The organism is Deltaproteobacteria bacterium (assembly GCA_029860075.1).
GTDB lineage: Bacteria > Desulfobacterota > JADFVX01 > JADFVX01 > JADFVX01 > JAOUBX01.
In genome coordinates this window covers 22,743-45,318 of sequence record JAOUBX010000032.1, presented here as the reverse complement: position 1 = coordinate 45,318, position 22,576 = coordinate 22,743, and the positions used below count along the sequence as shown (strand labels likewise).

At 45.8% G+C, this 22,576-nt stretch carries 19 protein-coding genes; 13 read left to right on the top strand and 6 right to left on the bottom strand.

Annotated elements, in window-relative coordinates:
* Positions 1-191: 191 nt before the first annotated feature.
* Positions 192-4,073: a hypothetical protein gene (locus tag OEV42_11180; protein ID MDH3974831.1), complete on the top strand. Its 3,882-nt coding sequence runs from the start codon at positions 192-194 to the stop codon at positions 4,071-4,073.
* A 96-nt stretch (positions 4,074-4,169) separates the two neighbouring features.
* Here the strand turns inward: OEV42_11180 and OEV42_11175 are convergent, their stop codons facing one another.
* Entirely contained in the window at positions 4,170-5,717 is a 1,548-nt protein-coding gene (locus OEV42_11175; GenBank protein ID MDH3974830.1) for a B12-binding domain-containing radical SAM protein, read from the bottom strand.
* Positions 5,718-6,189: 472 nt separating this feature from the next.
* On the opposite strand from OEV42_11175, the gene OEV42_11170 reads away from it, so the two are divergent.
* A complete protein-coding gene (locus OEV42_11170; protein MDH3974829.1) occupies positions 6,190-7,038 on the top strand; it encodes a HAMP domain-containing histidine kinase in 849 nt (282 codons plus the stop codon).
* A gap of 185 nt (positions 7,039-7,223) precedes the next feature.
* On the opposite strand, the gene OEV42_11165 is transcribed toward OEV42_11170, so the two are convergent.
* Positions 7,224-7,472 carry a hypothetical protein gene (locus OEV42_11165; protein ID MDH3974828.1) on the bottom strand — a complete coding sequence of 83 codons (249 nt, stop codon included), beginning with the start codon at positions 7,470-7,472 and terminating at the stop codon, positions 7,224-7,226.
* A gap of 155 nt (positions 7,473-7,627) precedes the next feature.
* Here OEV42_11165 and OEV42_11160 point away from each other — a divergent pair, with 155 nt between their 5' ends.
* A complete protein-coding gene (locus tag OEV42_11160) occupies positions 7,628-7,981 on the top strand; it encodes a hypothetical protein (GenBank protein ID MDH3974827.1) in 354 nt (117 codons plus the stop codon).
* 11 nt (positions 7,982-7,992) lie between these two features.
* Here OEV42_11160 and OEV42_11155 read toward each other — a convergent pair whose 3' ends face one another.
* Genes OEV42_11155 through OEV42_11140 form a run of 4 tightly spaced genes read right to left on the bottom strand, consistent with a single transcriptional unit; the run spans position 7,993 to position 12,601 of the window.
* The gene (locus OEV42_11155; protein MDH3974826.1) at positions 7,993-9,048 is read right to left on the bottom strand and encodes a DUF4340 domain-containing protein; all 1,056 of its coding nucleotides are present in this window, start codon (positions 9,046-9,048) and stop codon (positions 7,993-7,995) included.
* Positions 9,045-10,922 (bottom strand): Gldg family protein, encoded by a 1,878-nt coding sequence (locus OEV42_11150; protein ID MDH3974825.1) that lies wholly within the window; start codon positions 10,920-10,922, stop codon positions 9,045-9,047. Before OEV42_11150 ends, OEV42_11155 begins: the two co-directional genes overlap by 4 nt.
* Positions 10,923-10,931: 9 nt before the next feature.
* Positions 10,932-11,663 (bottom strand): ABC transporter permease subunit, encoded by a 732-nt coding sequence (locus OEV42_11145; GenBank protein MDH3974824.1) that lies wholly within the window; start codon positions 11,661-11,663, stop codon positions 10,932-10,934.
* The gene (locus tag OEV42_11140; protein ID MDH3974823.1) at positions 11,660-12,601 is read right to left on the bottom strand and encodes an ABC transporter ATP-binding protein; all 942 of its coding nucleotides are present in this window, start codon (positions 12,599-12,601) and stop codon (positions 11,660-11,662) included. Before OEV42_11140 ends, OEV42_11145 begins: the two co-directional genes overlap by 4 nt.
* A gap of 317 nt (positions 12,602-12,918) precedes the next feature.
* On the opposite strand from OEV42_11140, the gene rpsB reads away from it, so the two are divergent.
* The 10 genes from rpsB (at position 12,919) to OEV42_11090 (ending at position 22,333) form a co-directional block, all read left to right on the top strand.
* On the top strand, positions 12,919-13,752 hold the full coding sequence (gene rpsB / locus OEV42_11135; protein MDH3974822.1) for a 30S ribosomal protein S2: 834 nt from the start codon (positions 12,919-12,921) through the stop codon (positions 13,750-13,752).
* 18 nt (positions 13,753-13,770) lie between these two features.
* Positions 13,771-14,421 carry a translation elongation factor Ts gene (gene tsf, locus OEV42_11130; GenBank protein ID MDH3974821.1) on the top strand — a complete coding sequence of 217 codons (651 nt, stop codon included), beginning with the start codon at positions 13,771-13,773 and terminating at the stop codon, positions 14,419-14,421.
* 5 nt (positions 14,422-14,426) lie between these two features.
* A complete protein-coding gene (gene pyrH / locus OEV42_11125) occupies positions 14,427-15,152 on the top strand; it encodes a UMP kinase (GenBank protein ID MDH3974820.1) in 726 nt (241 codons plus the stop codon).
* Complete coding sequence (gene frr / locus OEV42_11120; protein ID MDH3974819.1) at positions 15,149-15,706, top strand: ribosome recycling factor; 558 nt, start codon at positions 15,149-15,151, stop codon at positions 15,704-15,706. Before pyrH ends, frr begins: the two co-directional genes overlap by 4 nt.
* Before the next feature lie 101 nt (positions 15,707-15,807).
* Complete coding sequence (locus tag OEV42_11115) at positions 15,808-16,557, top strand: isoprenyl transferase (GenBank protein MDH3974818.1); 750 nt, start codon at positions 15,808-15,810, stop codon at positions 16,555-16,557.
* Positions 16,554-17,369, top strand: a complete 816-nt coding sequence (locus tag OEV42_11110; protein MDH3974817.1) for a phosphatidate cytidylyltransferase — start codon at positions 16,554-16,556, stop codon at positions 17,367-17,369. Before OEV42_11115 ends, OEV42_11110 begins: the two co-directional genes overlap by 4 nt.
* A 6-nt stretch (positions 17,370-17,375) precedes the next feature.
* Positions 17,376-18,548: a 1-deoxy-D-xylulose-5-phosphate reductoisomerase gene (locus OEV42_11105; GenBank protein MDH3974816.1), complete on the top strand. Its 1,173-nt coding sequence runs from the start codon at positions 17,376-17,378 to the stop codon at positions 18,546-18,548.
* Positions 18,549-18,554: 6 nt separating this feature from the next.
* Positions 18,555-19,859 carry an RIP metalloprotease RseP gene (gene rseP, locus OEV42_11100; protein MDH3974815.1) on the top strand — a complete coding sequence of 435 codons (1,305 nt, stop codon included), beginning with the start codon at positions 18,555-18,557 and terminating at the stop codon, positions 19,857-19,859.
* 272 nt (positions 19,860-20,131) lie between these two features.
* Complete coding sequence (gene aspS, locus OEV42_11095) at positions 20,132-21,910, top strand: aspartate--tRNA ligase (protein ID MDH3974814.1); 1,779 nt, start codon at positions 20,132-20,134, stop codon at positions 21,908-21,910.
* Between the two features lie 132 nt (positions 21,911-22,042).
* Complete coding sequence (locus tag OEV42_11090; GenBank protein MDH3974813.1) at positions 22,043-22,333, top strand: HNH endonuclease; 291 nt, start codon at positions 22,043-22,045, stop codon at positions 22,331-22,333.
* The last annotated feature ends 243 nt before the right edge of the window (positions 22,334-22,576 follow it).

Genomic DNA, 22,576 nt, shown 5'->3' with positions numbered 1-22,576 from the left:
ATTCCGGTGCGGGCAGTTTCGCCACCAATGCCGAAACGAGTGTTTGCCAGGCCTGCCACAGCAAGACGAGCCACTTCCGTCAGGTGGGCCTGGGCGGCGCTTCTGATCCTGACCACGCCAACGTAGGCGGCGCTGTTGGTAAAAAGTGCACCCAGTCCTGTCATATTCACCAGGGAGGTTTTGCCCACGGTGTGACCGGCGAAGGGGGCGGCAATGTATGCGTCAGCTGCCATGGCCATGAAGAAGGGACGGAAATCGACAAGGACATGAGCTATCCCTGGACGGGTGGTTCCGGCGAATACAGCCAGGGCCGCGGTACGACGGCCCCCCATTCGACGCATACCGAATGGGATGCCGACGATAAGCGCGGTCCCCGGATCTATTGCAACAGCTGCCATGATATTACTGACATTCCTGCCTTTAATTCCGGTACGGACAGTAACGGAGACGGCAGGATCGATCTTTCAGAAACCGATGTTTGTGATATTTGCCACAGTCCGGGTGGCGCTTTTAACGGCGTTAATACGACGGGTGCTTCTATCGGCGCCAAGGAGAACTGGCATAACGGTGGTGTTTACAATAACGGCACAAGTCTGAAACCGGGTAAAGAGAACTGGTGCGTCGGCTGCCATGATGAAATACCATCACAGATCAAGACAGAGACGGCGCCTAATAAGGTGGGGAATAACAGCACTTATGGTTTCTTTGTCAGTGGTCATGGGAAGGCGGCAGGCAATTATACCACCCTGTCCTGGCAGGATACGACGGCATCAGGTAACCCGGGAGCTAACCGGACCTGTGTTGATTGTCATAACGGGGCGGTTTTCCATATTATTTCCGGCCCTAATCCAGCGGGTAGCCGATTGAAGGCGGGCTATGAGAATGACTCTGCCAACAGTAATTGCTCGAACTGCCATAAAGCGGGCGGCCTGGCCACGGCAGCGCCAATCTGGTATACAGACGTGACGGCCTTTGAATTTTCGGCTCATGGAAAGGATACCATTATGCATCCTTACACATCGAGGCCCATCTACTGTAGCGACTGCCATGACGTGCATGGAACGGTGAACCCGGCCATGACAACGGCAAACCAGGAGACACTCTGTTATGAGTGTCATACCGAGGGGGGAGTGGTCAATGATGCTATAGCGAACAACAGGACCGGCGGATATAAGTCAGCAGATGATATTCAGGAGGCATTCAGTAAATCGGAAATTCACAATCTGGGAACCTCCTTCTCCAATGGTGGAAAGACCTATACCCTTGAGTGTATTTCCTGCCATAATGTCCATCTTGTAACGGGGAAATACTGGGATGCAGAGCAGAACCTGAGTCCCATCACGCGGCCGTCGAACCGGAATGAGGTCTGGGGTGACGATGCAACGGAGAAGATGGACTATTATGCGCAGACGGGTGGCTACGGTACGGGTGGTTTCTACCGGAAGATTGCCGAAGGTTATACTCTTGGTTCCGGTGGTCTCCCCTTCGATCAGGGAGGGGTCTATCAGCCGCCGAAGGATGGCAGCGGGATGACGGGATTTGAATTTGACGGCGATGTATTGCCGGCTTATTCCGCCTTCTGCCTGGATTGCCATTCTGAGCGGGTGAGTGCGGTCAATCCCCCTATTAATTGGGGGCAGGGCATCGGTTGTACCGATAACTCCGTAGATCCGCCCAATCAGCGGGTGGAGTGCGGCGCCCGCCATGGTTTTGGCATCGCCGGTACACCCTTTAATATGAATGAGAGCGATCCACTGGCGTCCAGCTTCTGGGGGGATGGCGGCAGCCCCGATGCTCTCTTCAAAATGAATGAGGTCTCACGCGGTCGCGGGGGCGGACATTTCATGCGATGGCCTTTTGATTCCGCCGAGCGCAATGCGGGAATTAACTTTGTAATGGCGTGTACTGATTGCCACGAGGCGCATGGTTCAAATCGTGGTTCAATGATCCGGGAGCGGTTCCAGGTGAATAAAAACGGCGCCTGCGGTTCCGGTACCAGTCCCGGTGAGAATTGTACTGATGGCGGCAACTGGAACTCATTCTGCAATGCCTGTCACTATTTCTATGGCGGCCACCATGCAGGTATGAGTTGTGGTAATGCATCCTGTCATGAAGTGAACTCTCTCCATCGGATCATCCACTCTGGTAGTGAAAGCGGCAGTGGTACCCAGCTTCATCTTACTGAACGGGTGGATGTGAACAATTATTTCCCACCGGATTTTACTCCGGAGATTGAGAGTGTGGTTGCCCCCATAGGCTCGGACAAACTCTATGTAACCTTCAGGGAAAGTGAATTTGGGATGGGCACTCCGGGTATCTTTACGTTGATCGATGAGAGCGATCTCTCTGTGGATACTCTCTCCGGCGCATTGCAACCGGGTGATTTCTGGCTCATCGATAAGAATGATGATAATCCAAGGGCCATCGTTGCAGTCGAGCATACCGCCGGTGATACCATTGCTGTGCTTACTATGAGTCAGCCGACTATTGCGGCTGATCTGGGCGCTGATTTCCTGGCTGCCCAGCCACTCTCTATTTGGGCCTGGTACAAGGGAGGATACAATAACTTGTCCTATACGCCTACCGCACTGCCTGCCCAGTTGGTCTCGGCCGGGCCATGGCCGGCAACCCTCACCGGACCGCCTGATATCATAAGTGTCCTTTATGGTGGTCTTCAGCTTAAACTGAACGGGACAGTCAATAGCAGTAATCAGGTTTATGTTACTTTTGCTGAAGGCGCTTACGCGAATCCCGACGGTAGTGGTAATCTTCTGGCCGAGGGCTTTGTTTTGAGTTGCGGCTGGACGATATCATCGGTTACTCACACAGCCGGCGACAATTTCGCTATTTTGACAATGAGTGCTATTGTCGATCAATCTGATATAGGCGTGTGCACCGTTGCCGCCGCTCCTGATGCCATTTATGGCTTTTACGGCAATCCCGTCGGGACCGGCGCTGTCACCTTTTCCCTGCCTCCGGAAGCCTCGGTTAATGATCTTATATTGAAATGGGATTTCAATGAAGGTATGGGCGCTGTTGCCGACAGTACCGGCGCATTGGGCACGCAAGAGGATATGCACGGTGTGCTTACCCGAAATGTCCAGTGGGTAACAAGTACTAAACCGGGTACGGCAGCAGGCGATAAGGCGGTCAGATTAGATCGGGTCAGCGACAGAGGGGCCGTCCAATTGAACTATACCATTAATCCCGATGACGGTCTTCCTCCGGCAACATATAATAGTGGCGGCGCCCCTGTTATTGTCCAGGAGATGCAACAAAGCGGTGAATTTTCATTTTCCGTATGGATAAAACCGACGGCCCTTGGTTGCAGTGAAGGTCAAACGCTGGGCTTGAATACTAAACTGAGACGAGACATTTTGACCACCCAATTCTGGATCAAGAACTGGGCCCTTGGCATTATGCGTTTTAGTGATGACGGTAATCCCATCTCAGGTAACTGCTCAACGGAAGATTCGACCCATGATGTGTTGCGGTTCTGGGTTTCCGTGGGCGATCCTGCCGATCCGAGGTGCGATCCCTGGGGCGGCACTTTGCCGGCAGCCGTTCTTCCGGTAAGTCCTGCCGGTTATTATCAGGGTGGTTGGATAACGGGGGCCTGTGGTAGTGGAAGTAGCATTATGCCGACTACGAGTTGGACTCACGCATTTGCCCAGACAGAGACGGCAGCTTCCGGCGCGCCCACATATGGTGGTGTCGCTCTGCAGCCGGGTCAGTGGCAGCATGTGGTTGGCACATGGGACGGACGTTATATAAGGATCTATATCAATGGTCAGTTAGCGGCTGAAACGGATATGGGCGGCAGCGGCAATTACATTATGCTTTCCGACCCGCATCTTTGGGGTGGAAACCTGCCTGCCGGCAGCAGGCATGTAAGCTCATTTTTTGCTGTAGGCGCCCGCCCGATTTGGTCAACAAGCGGTACGCCATCCGCCGGTTATACCTATTGGAACGCTAATGGATTTTATGACTTAAATAATTTGACTTATGTAGGTGAGCTTGATGATGTTAAATACTGGAAGAGCGCTTTGCCCTTAACAACGATTCAATACTGATGCTTAAAAAATACATGTGTGCAAGTTTTTATTGATGGGGGCGCTGTCAGGAGTTTATATACGTTCAATGGATGACTATGCAGATATCGGGACAATTTAGCCTGCTGATCTTTTTTTCGATTCAAAGGGACATTTAGAAAAAAGCTTTCCCAATAATCCCTTGTTCATTTTAACCATTTTGTCATGCATAGTGCCTGCCGAGTCCATGTGAAGCTTCATTTCTTCAGGCATACCTTCCATATGGCCCAGCTTGTTAACCAGGAAAGATGAATTCATCATGAGCTTCATTGATGTCATGAGGTATTCACGTTTGAACTCGTCCTTCGTTTTGAGCATTTCCTTCATCTTTCCCATGTAAAAATCCCTGTAACAGTCAACGATGGCTTCGTCGATTTCTTCAATAGTCAGGTTTTTCGGTTTAATAATGGGGTCAATGAGGTTGTATTTTCTATAATCGGTAACTTCAATATACTCCTTCAGATCCTCATTGATATCGGCATAGGGCCAGGGTACGATGGCAAGAAAATGGCAGAAATCGGGATTATATTCAAGCGCCGTTCTAAAGGTTTCTTTAATGGACTCTTTTGTGTCATCAGGAAAGCCGAGGATCATCGATGTTTCCGTTATAATATTATGCGCATTTAAAAGTCTCAGCGCTTCTTTGGATTCATCGGCCTGAATGTCTTTTTTGATGTAATCGAGTATTTCCTGGTTGACAGCCTCTGTTCCCACATAGATATGAATAATACCGGCCTCCCTGTATTTTGGAAGGATATCTTTATCTCTAAGAATATCTTCCACCCGCGTTTCCATAAGAAAATAGATGGGCAGGTCTTTTTCAATTAAAAGGTCCAGAAAGCTTTCCCATCGCTCCCTGTTGTGGGTGGGGTAGTCATCGGTAAGAAGAATAACGTTAACGCCGTATTTGTGGTGTTGCAGTTCCACTTCTTTAATAAGCGATTCGGGACTTCTGCCTCGCCATGATTTTTCCCAGAAGATCCTCTGGGAGCAGAAACTGCAATCCTTATCACAGCCCCTCGATGTGGCAATAGCTCCCAGTCTTGCATTTGGAAGAATAAAGTAGACATAGTCATCCCAGTCGAGCAGATCCCATGCCTGGGGCAGACTGTCCAGTTCGGCAGGGCTCAGAAGGGGCCGTCCAGGCGTTCTCACAATTTTTCCTTCTTCCAGGTAGGCAATCCCCCTGATTTTTAAAAGATCTCCTCCCTTTTCAATTGTTTCGAGCAGTTCCCTGACCGTCATGTCTCCTTCACCTCTAACCACATAATCAAGCGCTCCCCGGGAGAGTTCAAACATTTCTTCAAACATGAAGGTAGGGTGAATTCCACCTATTATCGTTATAATTTCAGGATTTATATCTTTAGCGTTTGTTATTATTTGCAATGCATCAGGTGAGGAACAGGTGATGGCAGTTGTTGCTACATAATGAGGGTCTATTTCCCTGATTTTGTCATTTATCTCCTCATGCCCCACACCTTTCGTCATGGCGTCATAAAGGTGAACTTCCAGACCAGCCTCTCTTGCAGCCGCCGTAAGATAGACCATATTAAGAGGGACCCATCTGCCGGCGACTTCAACGACACCGGCATGGTAGGGAGGAGTTATAAAGAGTATTTTTTTCATTGAGTGCCTATTTAACCGGAATTGTTTTTATCTTATTGAGTGTTGACAGAAGGGTTTTTGTTAATGGAATAATTACTTTGCATATAGTGTGCCTGATATGTTATTTTTTGAAGGAAAAAGGCTGCTTTAACGATTAATTACAGATATTTATTATGTTTTATTCTAAATCCCTTATGGAATAGAGTCAAATTTAAACTGTTGTTTTATAAAATCTTTTATTTCAAAAGATGAATCTCTGTATCAATAGCGCTGATTTCTGTTATTTCCTCCTGCTTTTATGTTATATAGCATGCATGTGATGCCATGTTTGTTATTTGGCGGTTCCCGGCAGGTTTTATTTTACCGGGCGCCGAAAAGAATAATGTCTCTTTGATCTGGACAAGAGAATCCTCAATTAACTATAATCTAGGATTAGGTTAAGGATTTATTTTTTAAGTAAATAGAGGGCAGTTCCTGTGTTGCAAGTGCGGTTATGATCAAGTCCGGAATAAACGATAAAAATGAAACTGATAAGTACAAAAAGGCCCTGGTAAAGGCAGAAAGTGATTTATCACTAATGAAAGCCGAACTCGAACAGAAAACGAGGGAGCTTACCGAGGCTAATGATGAGCTTAAAAGTCTCGACCGGATGAAAAATGAGTTTATCCAGAGTATTTCTCATGAGCTTAGAACGCCACTTACTCCTGTTGTCGGTTATGTGGAACTCTTCCTGAATAATGATCTTGGAGATCTGTCACCGTCGCAACGGGAGATCATGGTAGATATTCATAAATGTTCCAGGCAACTGGCATTTAATATTGATTCCCTGCTTCATATGGTGGCGCTTCAGGATGAAGTGGGCAATGAAAACTATGAAGAAATAGAGATTAACTCCATAATAGAATATGTGGCATACTATATCAGGGAAGATGCAGAGAGCAATGGATTGTCATTTAAGGTTTCATGTGAAGCAAAGCTCGATCCTGTTTGGGGTGTAAGGGGGATGCTAATCCTCATGCTTAATCATATACTGAAAAATGCCATTAAATTTACCTCGAAAGATGGACATATTGCGATGTTAACAGAGAGTAAGGGTAATGGATTTATCGATATAATTATCAAGGATACGGGGGTGGGTATCGATTCTCTGAGAATATCCCGGATCTTTGAGCCTTTTTTTCAACGGGATTGCACTGCAACGAGTGGGTATGAAGGGATTGGACTTGGACTGGCCCTCGTAAAAAAGATTGTAGAATTGCATAAAGGCAGTATTTCCGTTAAGAGCCGGGAAGGGAAGGGAACCACCTTCAGAGTGTCTTTGCCCGTTGTGGCAAATCTCTAAGTTATAAACTAATCAATCTGCCTGTCACATCCCTTGTTAAATAGACCATCGACGGGTTTAATTTAAAAAGCCTCCCCGGGAGGCTTTTTAAATTAATACATTCTCATGCCATGCGCTTGGTCTGTATAAGTATTCCCCCATTTTAACGGGTGGTATTATTGACCTGAAATAGTGCAGGGTTAAGACTAGTCAATGCTGATCATTTCAGGTTCACAGAGAAGAGAACTATAGACAGCTACTCTGCCACATTTCTTGCAAGCGTATTCCAGGTTTTCAATCATGGGAGTGCAGATATGTCTTGGATTGTTAGTGTTTTTATTACAAAATTCACAGGTGTAAGGGATGTCTTCCCTGTTTGGATGGCAAAGGTGGCCTCTGCCACTTGCTTCCTTGCCGCATTCAGGGCATGAATAGGTTTTTACGTAATCCGTCATATGTAACTCCTCGGAAAGTATTTGTAACGAAATCTTTATACTATAGATGATTGGATACAGTCAAATAAAAAGGTTTTTCCTGAATTCCTTCATTGAAATTTGAACCTTTTCCCCTGTCTGCTCCAGGTGAATACTAAAGAAGGCTTATTCTTTATATGGAAGAAGAGTATACGGTAGAAGTTAAGGGGGGAAAGACATTGCTCCCTTTCAGTATTATGAGGGCCATTTTTGCGCTTGTCCTCCTGGTACTGTCGCTGGCTTCTTATCTGATCGGAATTCTTCTGACACTGACCATAATCGGCGCCCTTGTCGGCATTCCCATTATTATATCGACTTATGCCATCGATGCCCTTGCCCTTATGATGCTTATCAATATGAGGGAGAAAGTATATACCTTGAAATGCCCCGTATGCGAAAGAAAGAGATGGGTTATGCCGGCTATTAAAGCGTTTTTTTATTGCAAATCCTGCGCAAGCAGAGTGAATGTATCGATAGAAGAGGATGAATAAGGGGCTGCCCCTTATTCATCCTCAAAAAGATCACTTTTTTTATAGGTAAAGTTACTGATACCGGTTACCTCAAAAATCCAGTTAGAAAGTCTTTCATTGTCTTCAATGGCAATTTTATGGGGATTGGGTGTCGTTGCCGTGTTTTCCTCTTCCTTGCCGGCGCCCGTAAAAGAAGCTGATATTTTTATGAAATGTTTGCTTTGGCCCCCCATTGCTTTTTGCGCCGAAAGAACCTCATATTTTCTTCCATCTTTCAGCACTGCCACATAGGCATTGTCAAAGCTGAGATCTTTTACCCTTTCATTTTCTTTTCTCATGCTGTCTGTAAGGCGTAAATTACTTAAGGCATTGCTTATGCCGTTAATTACGTATGTTTTGAGTTTCTTCCCCTTGGGAACGGTAAAATCCCCGGGTTCAAATTCCTTACTCCCCCTGCTTCTCAACTCAAAGGAACCTCCCTTGCTGTCATGCTTTAGTTTGATGCTGTCAATTTCCTCCCCTTTAACCTGGAGAAGTTCTTTTGCAAGCCATTCAGCCGGTTTGGCCTGTAGAGGTGTTACCTTTGAAACAAGGAAAATGTCCGCTTTTCCTTTAGCCCTTACATAGCGTGAGCTGTTAAGCGCATAGCTTCTCTGGTTATCTCCCCTGTTTTTAGGGGCATTCCCGATGATGATCCCTCCCGGTTTATCATCACCGCTGGAAATGAGGGTAACAATAATAGCCTCTTTATTGTCATCTGAAAGTCCAAAGTTTCCATGTTTTTCCTTTTTAGAGGTTATCCATTCCGTTCCTTTCATGTTTAGCAGTTCCACAAGGAGCGCATCTGCTTTGCCTGTATCAGCCCCGTATCCTTCTTTCTCCTCGACGCTGTATCCATCATCACTTCTTAAGAGCGTTGTTTTTTCGTCCCCTTTTTCAATAATAATTTTTTTTACCTGATCAAGCTTGGCGTCTTTTAGCAGTTTCGAACCGGAGAGGTCCTTATGGCTTGAGGGGGACTGCATAAAAAGGGCTATGGCGAACAGTATTGCTGTCGAAAATACAAGAATGGGCAGGTTCTTTTTCATAGACTTCTCCTCCTTTTGGATCTTGTAATATGAAGAATAAATGCCGAAATAGCGACAAGTAGCGGCATAAGCCAGATATTTGCAATCTTCAGGTTTCTTTGAAGGTTTTCAACGTCTTCTCGTAAGTTTTTTCTGACCTGGCGGAGCTGTTTCTGGTAATCAAGCCTTTCTGCCTTAAAGTTTTCTATTTCCTGGAGTTGCTCGGCAGTGAGTACCTGTCCTTTAAATTTGTCGCCCCTTCGGCTCTGAAGTTCAGAGAGCTTTCTTTCCAGTTCCTCCACCTTGGTCTGAAGTTCAGCCTCCTTGGATCGCCACTTTTCCTGGGCTTCTCTCTGCATATCGGCTACTTTGGTAAAAGGTCTGTTGAATTTCCCTCTCGAACGGATGCTGATGAGATCCTGCGACCCTGCAAGGGTTTCTATCGTATTAAAGGCGAGATTAAGGTTGTCATTGATCAGGTTTATCACTCGCCGTCCGAAAAAGGTGGAAACATTGGCGCTTAACCTGTCTGTAATAAAATCGACATCGGAAAAAACAACCACTGTCGAGGCCTCTTTCGACTCTTTCACATCAGGCATTATTGTCGTGCCGTTATTATCGATGCCTTGAGGGAAGGCTGTTTTGAACTTTCCGCTTACCCTGTAGGCGAGAACCAGTTCAGATGAACCGGCCCTGAAATTTTTTTGAACAGAGTCGGGATTCATAAAAGGTTCTTTTTTAATAAAGTTTGCTTCTTTCGTCGTTTTAATAATAGGGCTTATTTCTATACCGTCCTTATTACCCTCCGCCCTTAATATTCCCGCCGTAGCCAGCACTATATTGTCAACGCCGCCACTTAATATTTCATCGCTCTTTAACTGTTCCTCTCCTATGTTGAGATAAACGGGGTAGGGGACGACCTGGTAGTTGGCGTTACGTACATTGGCGGCAATGTTCATGTCGGCTGCCAGTTCATCAGAACTCATGGAGAGCCCCCAGGCCGCCAGAAGTTCACCCAGGTTTGAAGATCTGTCGTAAAAGGCCGCCTCATAGGGGTTTTTCGGATTGGGAGGCGGGCTGTCCGATTCGCAGCTCGGATCGATAAAGGCGGCAACTTTCCCTCCCTTTAGCAGGTACTGGTCTATGGCCATTTTTGTTTTAGCCGGGATATTTTTCGGATGAATGAGGAGCAGAACGTCAATGTCATCATTGATTTTTTCCGTCTCCAGAGGAATGTCCCTCACTTTGTAAAGCTGCTCTAATTGCGCCATAATGGCCCAGGCATTACCGCCCTGATTTTGCCTGCCGAAAGGAGAGGGGCTCTGCTGCTTGTCGCCTGTTACGGGGAGGAAGCTCAAAATGCCGATATTTTTTCTTTCAGGATTTGTGATATTGACAATTGCCTTCGAGATATCATATTCGAGAAACTTCTCCCTGTCGGGATTAAAGAAAGGAATGACCTCCGAGTTGCCCGATTCATCAGCAATGACAAGGCCCATGTAGAGGGATTCTCCCTTTTGAAGGGGAACCTTCTGGAGACCATACTTTTGGGCAAGTTCCTCCTCTTCCGTGTCAGGTTTTGGATTAAGAGTTAAGAGCGTTGTTTTACCGCCCGATAGTTTTTTGTACTCTTCCAGAATCTCTTTTACTCTTGTTGAATAGGCCTTGATTCCCGGTATGCTCTCCGTTGCTTCTTTAGTGAGATAAAATTTAAATTTCAGATCATCTTCGAGCTTGCTCAGGATGTTTTGTGTGCCTTTTGAAAGGGTGTAAAGCTTCTCTTCCGTGAGGTCAATGCGAAAATGCCTGAACAGCGCCGAACTGACTAGATTAAGGAGTACAAGTATGACGATAATTAAAGCTATTGAAACAGCAGTCTTGTTGTTTTTATTCATAAGGGCCTCCTATATAGCTTTCTTCTCTTCGATGATAAGAGAAGAAATGACTAAGGAAAAAATGATGATTGTGGTGTAATAAATAAGATCTCTCAAATCGATAACACCTCTCTGGATTGAATCGAAATGATTGAGAAGACTTAAGGTTCCCAGCGCATCTGATGCCAGTGAGGGAATAAAAGAGGGCATCCAGAGAGAGGCCATGCCTGCAACCATGAGAAGAAAAATGGTGACGACGCTAATGATGAAACTCACTACCTGGCTTTTTACAAGCGCTGAAAAGCAGCTTCCTATGGCAAGATAGGCGCCTGCCATTAAAAGGCTTCCCATATAACCGGTGATGATGACGCCCATGTCCGGTTCGCCCAGATAGGTAACGGTGAATATCATGGGAAAGGTGAGGAAGAGAGATATGGCCACAATGATCCAGGCAGCAACAAACTTTCCGGCTACGGCATCGATCATGGAGACAGGCATGGTGAGCAGCAGCTCAATGGTGCCGGACCTTCGTTCTTCCGTCCATAATCTCATTGCCACGGCAGGCACGAAAAAGAGATATAGCCAGGGGTGCCAACTGAAAAAGGGTCTTAAATCTGCCTGGTGAGTTTCAAAGAAGTTGCCGATATTGAAAGTGAGAAACCCCGCCATAACGAGGAATATAATAATGAAAACATAGGCTACGGGTGTTGCAAAATAGCTTGCCAGTTCTCTTTTTAATATGGTTATGAATCCTTTTGTCATGCTCTTCCTCCTTCCGTAATTGTTCTGAATACTTCGTTCATATCGCCCTGGCTGAGTGAAACTTCATCAATATCCCAGCCATTTTCGTTGGCAAAGAGTATCACTTCATGAGATATGTTTTGTTTTGCCCTGGGATAAACGGTGATTGTTTTTTCATCTGTTTTTTCAGTCTCTTCCACTCCTGGAAAAGATAGCAGCTTTGTAAGGTGGTCATCTTCGGCTTTGCTATGCAGTTTGATTGTTACCGCATTGTGCTTTTTTGATTGCATCCTGAACTCATCAGGGGTTCCGTCAAATCTTATCTTCCCTTCCGAAATGACAACCGCTCTTGTGCAAAGGGCCTCTACTTCCTCAAGGATGTGGGTGGAGAGAATGATGATCTTGTCCTTTGCCATCTCTTTTATCAGTTTTCTAACACCCGCTTTCTGATTGGGATCAAGGCCGTCTGTGGGTTCGTCCATAATGAGCACTTCAGGGTCATGGATAATTGCCTGGGCCAGGGCCACTCTTCTTTTAAAGCCTTTTGAGAGGGTTTCAATCCGCTGATCGAGGACGGATTGGAGCGCGCATAATTTTACCACTCTTTCCACTGGCGCCTTGCCCTCAAGCTGCCTTATATCTCTAATAAAGTTGAGAAAGTCGAGAACCTTCATATCCGGGTAGAGAGCAGCGCTTTCGGGAAGATAACCTACCTTCTTTTTTGCTGCCATCGGCGCTTCCGATATGTTTGTGCCGAGGATAGATACGGAGCCTGATGTAGGTGTTATAAAGGACGTGATCATTTTCATGGTTGTTGATTTTCCGGCACCATTGGGGCCGAGAAAGCCAAAGACCTCCCCTTTGCTTACCTTAAAGGAGATGTTGTCGACGGCTTTGATGGGGCCGAAGTTTTTGGTAAGACCCGTTACTTCTATACATGGATACTCTGTTTGATTCATAGATACCTCCACCTTTCTCTTTGTTGCAGTGATAATGATAAAAAATAATTATTGTAAAATAGCTTGTCAAGGGGGAGGGAAGGCATTTTTTTTGTTTGACGTGTTTTAAGTGGCAAATAATTGGCAGGGAGTGGATTGATAGCGTTTTGGCTGATAAAAAAATCTTGCAAATTCAATGGCTTCATGTTATCTTCACAAGCTTGTAAATAATCTCACACGCCTTGCCAGTTTTGACCGGGGTCCTTTAAACACAGCGTAAAGGCCGGTCGAAATGCTTTGACGCATGGCGGCGGAAAAACCAAAAAAAGGAGAAAAAGATGACACCAGTTACAATGAAAGAACTTTTGGAGACGGGGGTTCATTTCGGGCACCAGACAAACAGGTGGAACCCGAAAATGAAGCCCTATATATTCTGTGCAAGAAATGGCATATATATTATCGATCTCCAGCAGACGGTAAAAATGTTTAACAATACCATGGAAATCATTCGGGACGAAGTTGCCGGCGGGAAGCAGGTGCTTTTTGTCGGTACCAAAAGGCAGGCTATGGATTCTGTTAAGGAAGAGGCAGAAAGGGCCGGCATGTTTTACGTTAACAACCGATGGCTCGGTGGAATGCTGACAAACTTTAGTACTGTCAAGGGCAGTATTGAAAGGCTTAAGGAACTTGAGCGTATGAAGGAAGACGGCACTTATGATCTTCTTACCAAGAAGGAAACGCTTAAACTGGAAAAAGAGAGAGAAAAGCTTGAAAAGACTATCGGTGGAATCAAGGACATGAATGGTCTTCCCGGGCTTCTGTTCGTTGTTGATCCCAAGAAAGAATCCATTGCCGTCACGGAAGCAAGGAAACTCGGTATTCCTATTGCGGCCATTGTTGATTCTAACTGTGATCCCGATGTGATCGACCATATTATTCCCGGTAATGATGATGCCATCAGGGCCATCAAACTTTTCTGCCAGAAAGTTGCCGATGCCTGTATTGACGGCGCCAACACTTACCAGGAGAAGCTCATGAGTGAATCAGACGATTCAGGTGAGGCGGCAGAAGAAGTGGCGGAAGCGCCGGAAGCTGCTGAAGAGTCGGCTCCCCGGAGGGCTAAAGAAACAGAGACTAAAGAAGAAATTGCGGCAGCTGAGTCTGTAGAGTAATTGATTGGAGGCTTTTTGATGGAAATTAGTGCAGCACAGGTTAGAGATTTAAGAGAAAAAACAGGGGCAGGTATAATGGACTGCAAGAAGGCGCTTGGTGAAACCGGGGGTGATCTCGAAAAAGCGGTTGATTACCTGAGGCAAAAAGGGCTTGCCGCCGCTTCAAAAAAAGCAGGCCGGGCAGCAACGGAAGGTCTTATCGGCTCCTACATCCATGGCGGTGGGAAGATCGGTGTTCTCGTGGAGGTAAACTGCGAAACTGATTTTGTTGCAAGAAATGAGGACTTTCAGACGCTCGTTAAAGATGTAGCCATGCATATTGCAGCGGCTAATCCGCTTTATGTTTCAAGAGATGAAATTTCTGCCGAACTTATTGAAAAAGAAAAAGAGATTTTCAAGGCCCAGGCCCTTGAAAGTGGAAAGCCTGAAAATATTGTTGAAAAAATCGTTGCAGGCAGGGTCGATAAGTTTTGTGCAGAAATCAGCCTAATGGAGCAGGCTTTTGTAAAAAATCCTGATATCACTGTCGAGCATCTTTTAAAAGAGTCTATTTCAAAGATTGGCGAAAATATTTCGATTAGGAGATTCTCCAGGTTTCACGTCGGTGAAGGAATGGAGAAGAAAGAATCTAATCTTGCCGAGGAGGTTGCTGCCCAGTTGGGTGGATGATCTCTATGGGATGTGCCCCTCAATATAAAAGAATACTCCTGAAATTGAGTGGAGAAGCCCTTGTCGGCGATGGTGAATACGGCATCAGCCCCGAAATTATCGGTGCTATTGCCGATGAAGTTAAGGAAGTGAGAGATCTTGGTGTCGAAGTTGCCATTGTTATCGGCGGAGGGAATATCTTCCGTGGTGTGGCGGCAAGTTCAAAAGGAATGGACAGGGCTTCGGCGGACTACATGGGCATGTTGGCCACTGTTATCAATGCTCTGGCGCTTCAGGATGCTCTTGAAAATAAGGATGTTTATACGAGGGTTCAGTCAGCTATCGAGATGCAGCAGGTTGCAGAACCTTATATAAGGCGAAGGGCGACCAGGCATCTGGAAAAAGGCAGAGTTGTAATTTTTGCTGCCGGTACGGGAAACCCCTACTTTACGACCGATACGGCGGCTGCACTGAGAGCAATGGAGGTGAACGCCAATGTTATTCTTAAGGCAACCAAGGTGGATGGCGTTTATGATGCCGATCCGATGAAGGTTGATAATGCGGTAAAGTTCGATGAACTAACCTATATCGATGTGCTGAAAAAAAATCTCAAGGTGATGGATTCAACGGCCATCTCTTTATGTATGGATAATAACCTGCCCATTATCATATTCAACCTGACTAAAAGGGGGAATATTGTCAAGGTGGCCATGGGTGAAAAAGTAGGAAGTGTTGTCAGGGGGATATCATGATCGAAGACACAATTGATGATATGAAAAAAGCAATGAACAAAGCCATTGATTCATTGCGCAGGGAACTTGCAAAGGTCAGAACGGGCAGGGCATCAACAGCCCTTCTTGACAGTATTGTGGTTGATTATTACGGTACCATGACGCCTGTCAATCAGATGGCGACTGTATCGGTGCCTGAGAGCAGGCTTGTTACTATTCAACCCTGGGATGCCACTGCCATAGAGGCTATAGAAAAGGCTATCCTCACCTCTGACCTCGGTCTTAATCCAAATAATGACGGAAAGCTGATCAGACTTTCCATTCCGCCCCTTACTGAAGAAACAAGGCGGGATATGGTAAAACTGGCAAAAAAATTTGCTGAAGACTCGAGAATTTCTGTCAGAAATGCCAGAAGGGATGCCAATGACCTTCTCAAAAGTCTTGAGAAGGAAAAAGAGATCTCTGAAGATGAACTCAAGCGTGCCCAGGATGAGGTTCAGAAAATCACCGATGAATATATAAAGAATGTAGACTCCATTATAAAAAATAAGGAAACCGATATAATGGAGATCTAGATCTCACCCCTGTTTTTTCATTGGTTCTAATCCCTGTAGAATCCTGCCTCCAAAACGGCGCTTTTTTGCCAGATAGCTATTGCACTGTAAATGCTTATAACATGACAGAACTTGAGAAAGATAATATTCCCCGGCACATAGCCATTATAATGGATGGTAACGGCAGATGGGCGCGAAAGCGTCTCCTTAACCGCATTAACGGTCACAGAAAGGGGATGGATGCCGTAAAGGAAGTTGTCACTGCTGCCCGTGAGATAGGCGTCAAATACCTTACGCTGTATGCTTTTTCGACGGAAAACTGGAAAAGACCGCCTGAAGAGATCAAGGCCCTGATGACGCTGCTCGGCAAATATTTAAAGTCTGAATTGCCCATGATGATGGATAACGGTATCAGGCTTGTTACGGTGGGAAAAATCGAAGATATTCCCGACAAGGAGAGGGGTGTACTTCAGGATACAATAGCAAAGACGTCCGGCAATAAGGGAATGGTTCTAAATCTTGCGCTCAGTTATGGTGGAAGGGATGAGATACTGTATTCTTGCCGGTTACTGGCAGAAAAGGTGAAGACTGGAGACCTCGCTCCTCAGCATATTACGGAAAATCTGTTCACGGAAAATCTCCTGACGGCAGGTATCCCCGATCCTGATCTTCTCATTAGAACGAGTGGTGAAATGAGGTTGAGCAACTTTCTCTTGTGGCAAAGCGCCTATACGGAACTCTATTTTTCCGATACGCTGTGGCCTGACTTTGGTGAAGCGGACCTTCTTCTCGCTATTAAGGATTATCAGTCAAGAGAGAGAAGATTCGGCAAGACGAGCGACCAGGTGACACCAGAGGTAAAGCCAAATTGAGCGCGCTAGGAAAAAGACTCATTTCGGCAGCCCTGTTTCTCCCGCTTTTTATTTATATTCTGGCAAAAGGAACACCTTTTTATTTTTTTGTACTGGTTTTTGTTGCCGCCTGTCTGGCCCTCTACGAATTTTATTCATTTAATATTACCCTGCTGACGAAAGAGTTAAAGCTTTTCGGTTTTTTGTGGGGAACCTTCATCCTGATTGCTGCTTATATGGGTGACTTTTCCCAAATGTCGGGGATTATCGCCGGAGGAGTGATTCTCCTTTTTCTAATCAGGCTTTTAAGGGGCAAAGAGTTAAGCGGTGTCATTAATGAAACCGCTTTTTTATGTCTTTCTGTTCTTTATGTTGTTTTTCTCCTCTCTTATCTGGTTCTTTTAAGAGGTCTCCATTACGGCCACCTCTGGATACTGTTCCTCTTCTTTATTACCTGGGGAGGTGACACGGCGGCCTATTTTTCCGGTGTCCATCTGGGAAAAAAGAGACTCTACCCTGAGATAAGTCCTAAAAAAAGTGTGGAAGGATGGATTGGCGGCTTTTTTGGTGGCATTACAGGTGGTCTCTTCTTCAAAGTGTTTTTCTTTCCTCATGTCGCTTTTTTTGACTGTATTCTTATGGCAGCCATTATTGGTATTGTGGGACCCCTGGGAGATCTGACGGAATCCATGATGAAGAGGTCAAGCAATATTAAGGATTCGGGAGGGTTAATTCCCGGTCACGGGGGCTTTCTCGACAGGCTTGACAGTATCATGTTTTCAGCGCCTGTCCTTTATTATTTTGCCGTCATGAGATACGGTCTGGAGGGTTAAGAAAGGGTGTCCGGAAAAAGAATTGCCATACTCGGTTCAACCGGTTCAATCGGGATAAGCGCTCTCGATGTTCTTGACCGCTACAGGGATCGTTTTGAAGTGACGGGTATGACGGCATGGGGAAATGCCTCAGAGCTTAAAAAACAGATTTTTTTCCATCGTCCCAAAATTGCCTGCATCATGGATGAAGAGAAGGCAAGAGAACTTTCTAAAGATTCCTCTCTCAAAGGGACGAAAATTGTATGGGGAACAGAAGGCCTCATTGAAATAGCCACAAGAGATGATGTGGATATGGTTCTTTCCGCCATTGTCGGTTCGGCAGGGCTTGTGCCGACCTATGCTGCTGTTAAAGCCGGTAAGGACATTGCCCTTGCCAATAAGGAGACCCTTGTTGCTGCCGGAAGCATTTTTATGAAGGAAGCTGAAAAAAAGGGGTGTAAGGTTTTTCCTGTAGACAGCGAACATAGTGCGATTTTCCAGTCTCTTTCGGGTCAGCGAAAGGAAGATGTGAAGCGACTCATTCTTACTGCCTCTGGGGGACCTTTCAGGAAAAAAAGCAGGGCAGAGCTTGAAAGCGTTACTGCCGGCGATGCACTTAATCATCCTACCTGGTCTATGGGAAGTAAAATTACTATCGATTCGGCGACACTCATGAATAAGGGGCTTGAGGTAATAGAGGCAAAATGGCTTTTTGATGTTTCTTCAGAGATGATAGATGTCATCATTCATCCCGAGAGTATTATTCACTCCATGGTGGAATATGTCGATGGTTCTGTCGTTGCCCAGCTTGGCATGCCTGATATGAAGGGTCCCATTGCCTATGCTCTGTCATGGCCCGAGAGGCTCCATACGGGAGTAAGGTCTCTCGACCTGGGTGTCAAGGGGGGGCTTACATTTGAAGAACCTGATACGGAGAGATTCCCGGCCCTCAAACTCTGTTACAGGGCCCTTGAAATGGGAGGTACGGCGCCGGCTGTTGCCAGTTCGTCAAACGAGATTGCCGTCGAAGCCTTTCTTGAAGAGAAAATAGGCTTTCTGCATATTCCACAGATTATTGAAAGGGTGCTTTCAAATCATAAAGTCACTGAACCAGAGAATATTGACGATGTGCTGAAAGCGGATCTCTGGGGCCGAAAAGAGGCTAAAGCTGCTATCGATCAAATGAAAAGAGAGGTTTAATTCCTGATGATGACAACAATTATTTCCTTCATTCTCGTTCTTGGTCTTCTTATCCTTGTCCATGAGCTGGGGCACTTTCTTGTTGCCAAGAAGCTTGATGTGAAGGTGGAAAAATTTTCCATTGGTTTCGGGCCAAAGCTTTTTGCCTTTACCCGGGGAGAAACGGAATACATGGTATCTGCATTTCCACTGGGTGGTTACGTGAAGATGAAGGGAGAAGAGCCGGGAGAGGCGCTTGAAAATGATCCGCGCGAATTTGCTTCAAAACCGGTGGGTCAGCGAATGGCCATTATTATCGCGGGTCCCCTTATGAACCTGATACTTACCTTCCTCTTGCTTCCTCTAGTGTTTATGATGGGTGTCAATATTCCCGCCTATTTGAAGGAAGAGGTGCAAATAGGCTGGGTTATGGATGATTCACCGGCTATGGATGCAGGGATAGAGCCCGGTGATATTATAAGAAAGATCGATGGTGAAGAGGTTGCCACCTGGGAAAAAGCGATCACAATAATAACATCGAGTCCCGGAAACAAGCTTTCTGTTGATATTGTGCGAAACGGTTTGCCCCGCCGGGTGGACCTTGTGCCTCACACGCAGAAGAACAATGGGGCCGGATATGCCGGTATTCTTCATCCTATGGAGGCGAGGGCCGCTGAAATAAGTCCGGGCCTTCCGGCGGAAAAAGCCGGCTTTGTTAAAGGGGACCTTATTACTGCAATTAACGGAAGGCAGGTAAGGCACTGGATTGAAATGTCCAACATTATCCAGGAGCTTGGTGAAAAAGAGGCCATAATTTCCCTCGCTAGAGACGGCAAAAGTCTGGAGCTGAAGTTAAAGCCTGTTATCGATGAAGCGAGCAAGAGAGCGATAATCGGTATTAGCCGCAGTGAACAGATGCGGATGGTTAAATATGGTTTTTCCGGCGCAATCAAAGAGGGGATGAATAAGGCCGTAGAGTTGACATCGCTAACCCTGGATATTCTTAAAAAACTTTTTACCTTTAACCTGTCCATTAAAAGTCTTGGCGGGCCCATCATGATAGCCCAGGCAACAGGCGCTGCTGCAGAGTCTGGACTTTCAGAACTTATTTATCTTATGGCATTTATCAGTCTTCAGCTCGGTGTGCTCAATTTACTTCCTATTCCCGTACTCGACGGGGGGCACGTATTTTTTCTGCTGGCCGAACTGGCTCTCAGGAAACCTGTAAGCACCAAAGCGAGGGAGATAGCCCAGCAGGTTGGATTTGCCATACTCATTACGCTTATGCTTATTGTGTCCTACAATGATGTTATGCGGGCAATATCGTTCTGATTAAGACACATTTTTTAACATGACAGCAGCTGATGTCTGCTGATTATTTATTCTTTAGTATCCATCGGTCAACTATGGTGGATCAAATTTTGTTTTCAATTTGGAAAAGAGGGTTTTTTTGCAAGGTCAAGGAAATCAAGGGTTTCGCCGATTCATACTGCTGTACGTCGCACAAGCAAATCTGAAGATTGACGCAGAGATTGCGAAAAAGCACCCTTGACCGATGAAAACTATTTAACTATTAGCCGGAGGAAGAGACATTGGCAGAAGGAATGGGAAAACTAAGGCGCACTAATCATTGCGCTGAACTTACCGCTAAAAACATTGGTGAAGAAGTAACGCTCACCGGTTGGATCCAGAGAAGAAGAGACCATGGGGGTGTTATTTTTGTTGACTTAAGGGACAGAAATGGCCTGACCCAGGTTGTTTTCAGCCCCGAGGTAAATGTTGAAGTGCATGAAAAGGCCCACCAGTTAAGAAATGAATATGTGCTGGCAGTAAGAGGCAAGGTAGCGGCCAGGCTGGAGGGGACCGTTAATCCCAACCTGGCTACCGGTGAGATAGAAGTTATGGTAGAAGAACTCAAGATTCTCAATGAGTCTAAAACGCCTCCATTTATGATAGAAGATAATATCGATATTGCTGAAAACCTGAGACTCAAGTACAGGTTTCTTGATCTTAGAAGACCCTCTGTGGCCAAGGGGCTTATATTAAGGCACAAGATTACGGCAGCAACGAGGGAATACCTTAATGGCAGCGGGTTTCTCGACATTGAGACTCCTATGCTCACCAAGAGCACACCTGAAGGCGCCAGGGACTATCTTGTGCCGAGCCGTGTCAATGGGGGCTCTTTTTATGCTCTGCCGCAGTCGCCCCAGCTTTTTAAACAAATACTCATGGTTTCCGGCTATGACAGGTATTACCAGATTGTCAAGTGTTTCAGGGATGAAGATTTAAGGGCTGACCGCCAGCCTGAATTTACCCAGATAGATATGGAAATGTCCTTTGTCGACAGGGAAGATGTGATGGCGCTTACGGAAGGGCTTATGAAACATCTTTTTAGAGAAGTTCATGGGGTAGATATGACTGACGATTTCCCCGTCATGACTTATGAAGAGGCCGAGAGCAGGTACGGTCTCGATAAACCCGATATCAGGTTCGGACTCGAACATGTTGATCTATCCGATGTTATGGACGGCTGTGGCTTTAAAGTCTTTGCCGATGCGGTAAAAAAAGGGGGGATTGTTAAGGCCATAAATGTGAAGGGAGGAGCCACCTTTTCAAGGAAGGATCTCGATGAGCTGACGGCCTATGTCGGTAATTACGGCGCAAAAGGGATGGCCTGGATAAAGATTACCGAAGAGGGGTGGCAGTCTCCTATCGTCAAGTTCTTTAAAGATGAAGAACTTGAAAAGATTAAAGAAAAGACAGGTGCCGAGACAGGTGACCTGCTTCTCTTTGGCGGTGATAAGAAAGGCATTGTTAATGAGAGTCTCGGCATGCTCAGGAACGAACTGGCAAAAAGACTTGAGCTTGTTAAGGATGACAGTTACAGTTTCCTCTGGGTTGTCGATTTTCCTCTCCTTGAGTATGACGGTCAAACAAAACGTCATGTAGCTATTCATCACCCCTTTACAGCGCCTCTCGATGAAGAAGTGGCGCTACTTGAAAGCGAACCGGCAAAGGTAAGGTCTAAAGCCTATGACCTTGTCCTTAACGGAAGCGAAGTGGGGGGAGGCAGTATCCGTATTCATGACCAGAGCCTGCAGCGTCGCATATTTAATCTTTTGAATATTTCAGATGAAGAAGCAAATGCCAAGTTCGGTTTTCTTCTCGATGCTCTCGAATATGGCGCACCGCCCCATGGCGGACTGGCTCTTGGTCTCGACAGGATTGCTATGATCATGAGTGGCAGTGACAGTATCAGAGATGTCATTGCCTTTCCGAAAACGCAGAAAGCTTCCTGTCTGATGACGGATGCGCCTTCGCCGGTTCAGGCGGAACAGCTGACAGAACTCAATATCAGCCTCAATATACCCAAAGCGGATTAAAAGGGTTCTTTTCAACTCCCCTTTGCAGGGTATAAGCAGCTTTACGAAATTATTTTTTGCCGGAAAATGCAGAAAATAATTTCTGAGATACTAAAAAGGAATAGGCTTAAATATTAGGGGAATTTTCTTCAAATGGACTTTCTGTCGGACATAAGTGAAGAAAAGATTGCTCATGAGCGGCGTAAGGCAAGAGAGCTGAGGCAATCTCAGTGGTGGAAAAACCGGAAGGGGAAAGGTCTCTGTTATTATTGCAGAAGACCTTTTCACCCTTCGGAACTCACCATGGATCACATTGTGCCGGTTATAAGAGGTGGAAAATCGGTTAAGTCCAATGTCGTTCCATGCTGTAAAGAGTGTAACAACAAGAAGAAACATATGCTCCCCTCCGAGTGGGGAGAGTATCTTGAAGGTTTGAAGACCTAGCCCGGATTTCTCATAAACTCGCTGCTGTGCACCTTACCCTGAACTGTTTTGCTGATAAACCTGGTGAAAAATCCAGGTTGGCAGGACCGCTTTTATATGTTTTAACCTGCTGCAGTCAAATATTCTTTACCTCTTCATCACAAGTTGCTTATAGTTGTTTTTTATCTCTTCCTGTCATCATTTATGAAAAAATTTCATAACCTTTTTACGTTTCTTCATAGCTAATAGCATTAGATTCCCAGT

Bases quoted from the DNA above. Each gene is read 5' to 3' on its own strand.
- OEV42_11175 (MDH3974830.1), bottom strand. From the start codon at position 5,717: ATGAAAAAAATACTCTTTATAACTCCTCCCTACCATGCCGGTGTCGTT.
- OEV42_11170 (MDH3974829.1), top strand. From the start codon at position 6,190: ATGATCAAGTCCGGAATAAACGATAAAAATGAAACTGATAAGTACAAA.
- OEV42_11165 (MDH3974828.1), bottom strand. From the start codon at position 7,472: ATGACGGATTACGTAAAAACCTATTCATGCCCTGAATGCGGCAAGGAA.
- OEV42_11160 (MDH3974827.1), top strand. From the start codon at position 7,628: ATGGAAGAAGAGTATACGGTAGAAGTTAAGGGGGGAAAGACATTGCTC.
- OEV42_11155 (MDH3974826.1), bottom strand. From the start codon at position 9,048: ATGAAAAAGAACCTGCCCATTCTTGTATTTTCGACAGCAATACTGTTC.
- OEV42_11150 (MDH3974825.1), bottom strand. From the start codon at position 10,922: ATGAATAAAAACAACAAGACTGCTGTTTCAATAGCTTTAATTATCGTC.
- OEV42_11145 (MDH3974824.1), bottom strand. From the start codon at position 11,663: ATGACAAAAGGATTCATAACCATATTAAAAAGAGAACTGGCAAGCTAT.
- OEV42_11140 (MDH3974823.1), bottom strand. From the start codon at position 12,601: ATGAATCAAACAGAGTATCCATGTATAGAAGTAACGGGTCTTACCAAA.
- rpsB (MDH3974822.1), top strand. From the start codon at position 12,919: ATGACACCAGTTACAATGAAAGAACTTTTGGAGACGGGGGTTCATTTC.
- tsf (MDH3974821.1), top strand. From the start codon at position 13,771: ATGGAAATTAGTGCAGCACAGGTTAGAGATTTAAGAGAAAAAACAGGG.
- pyrH (MDH3974820.1), top strand. From the start codon at position 14,427: ATGGGATGTGCCCCTCAATATAAAAGAATACTCCTGAAATTGAGTGGA.
- frr (MDH3974819.1), top strand. From the start codon at position 15,149: ATGATCGAAGACACAATTGATGATATGAAAAAAGCAATGAACAAAGCC.
- OEV42_11115 (MDH3974818.1), top strand. From the start codon at position 15,808: ATGACAGAACTTGAGAAAGATAATATTCCCCGGCACATAGCCATTATA.
- rseP (MDH3974815.1), top strand. From the start codon at position 18,555: ATGATGACAACAATTATTTCCTTCATTCTCGTTCTTGGTCTTCTTATC.
- aspS (MDH3974814.1), top strand. From the start codon at position 20,132: ATGGGAAAACTAAGGCGCACTAATCATTGCGCTGAACTTACCGCTAAA.
- OEV42_11090 (MDH3974813.1), top strand. From the start codon at position 22,043: ATGGACTTTCTGTCGGACATAAGTGAAGAAAAGATTGCTCATGAGCGG.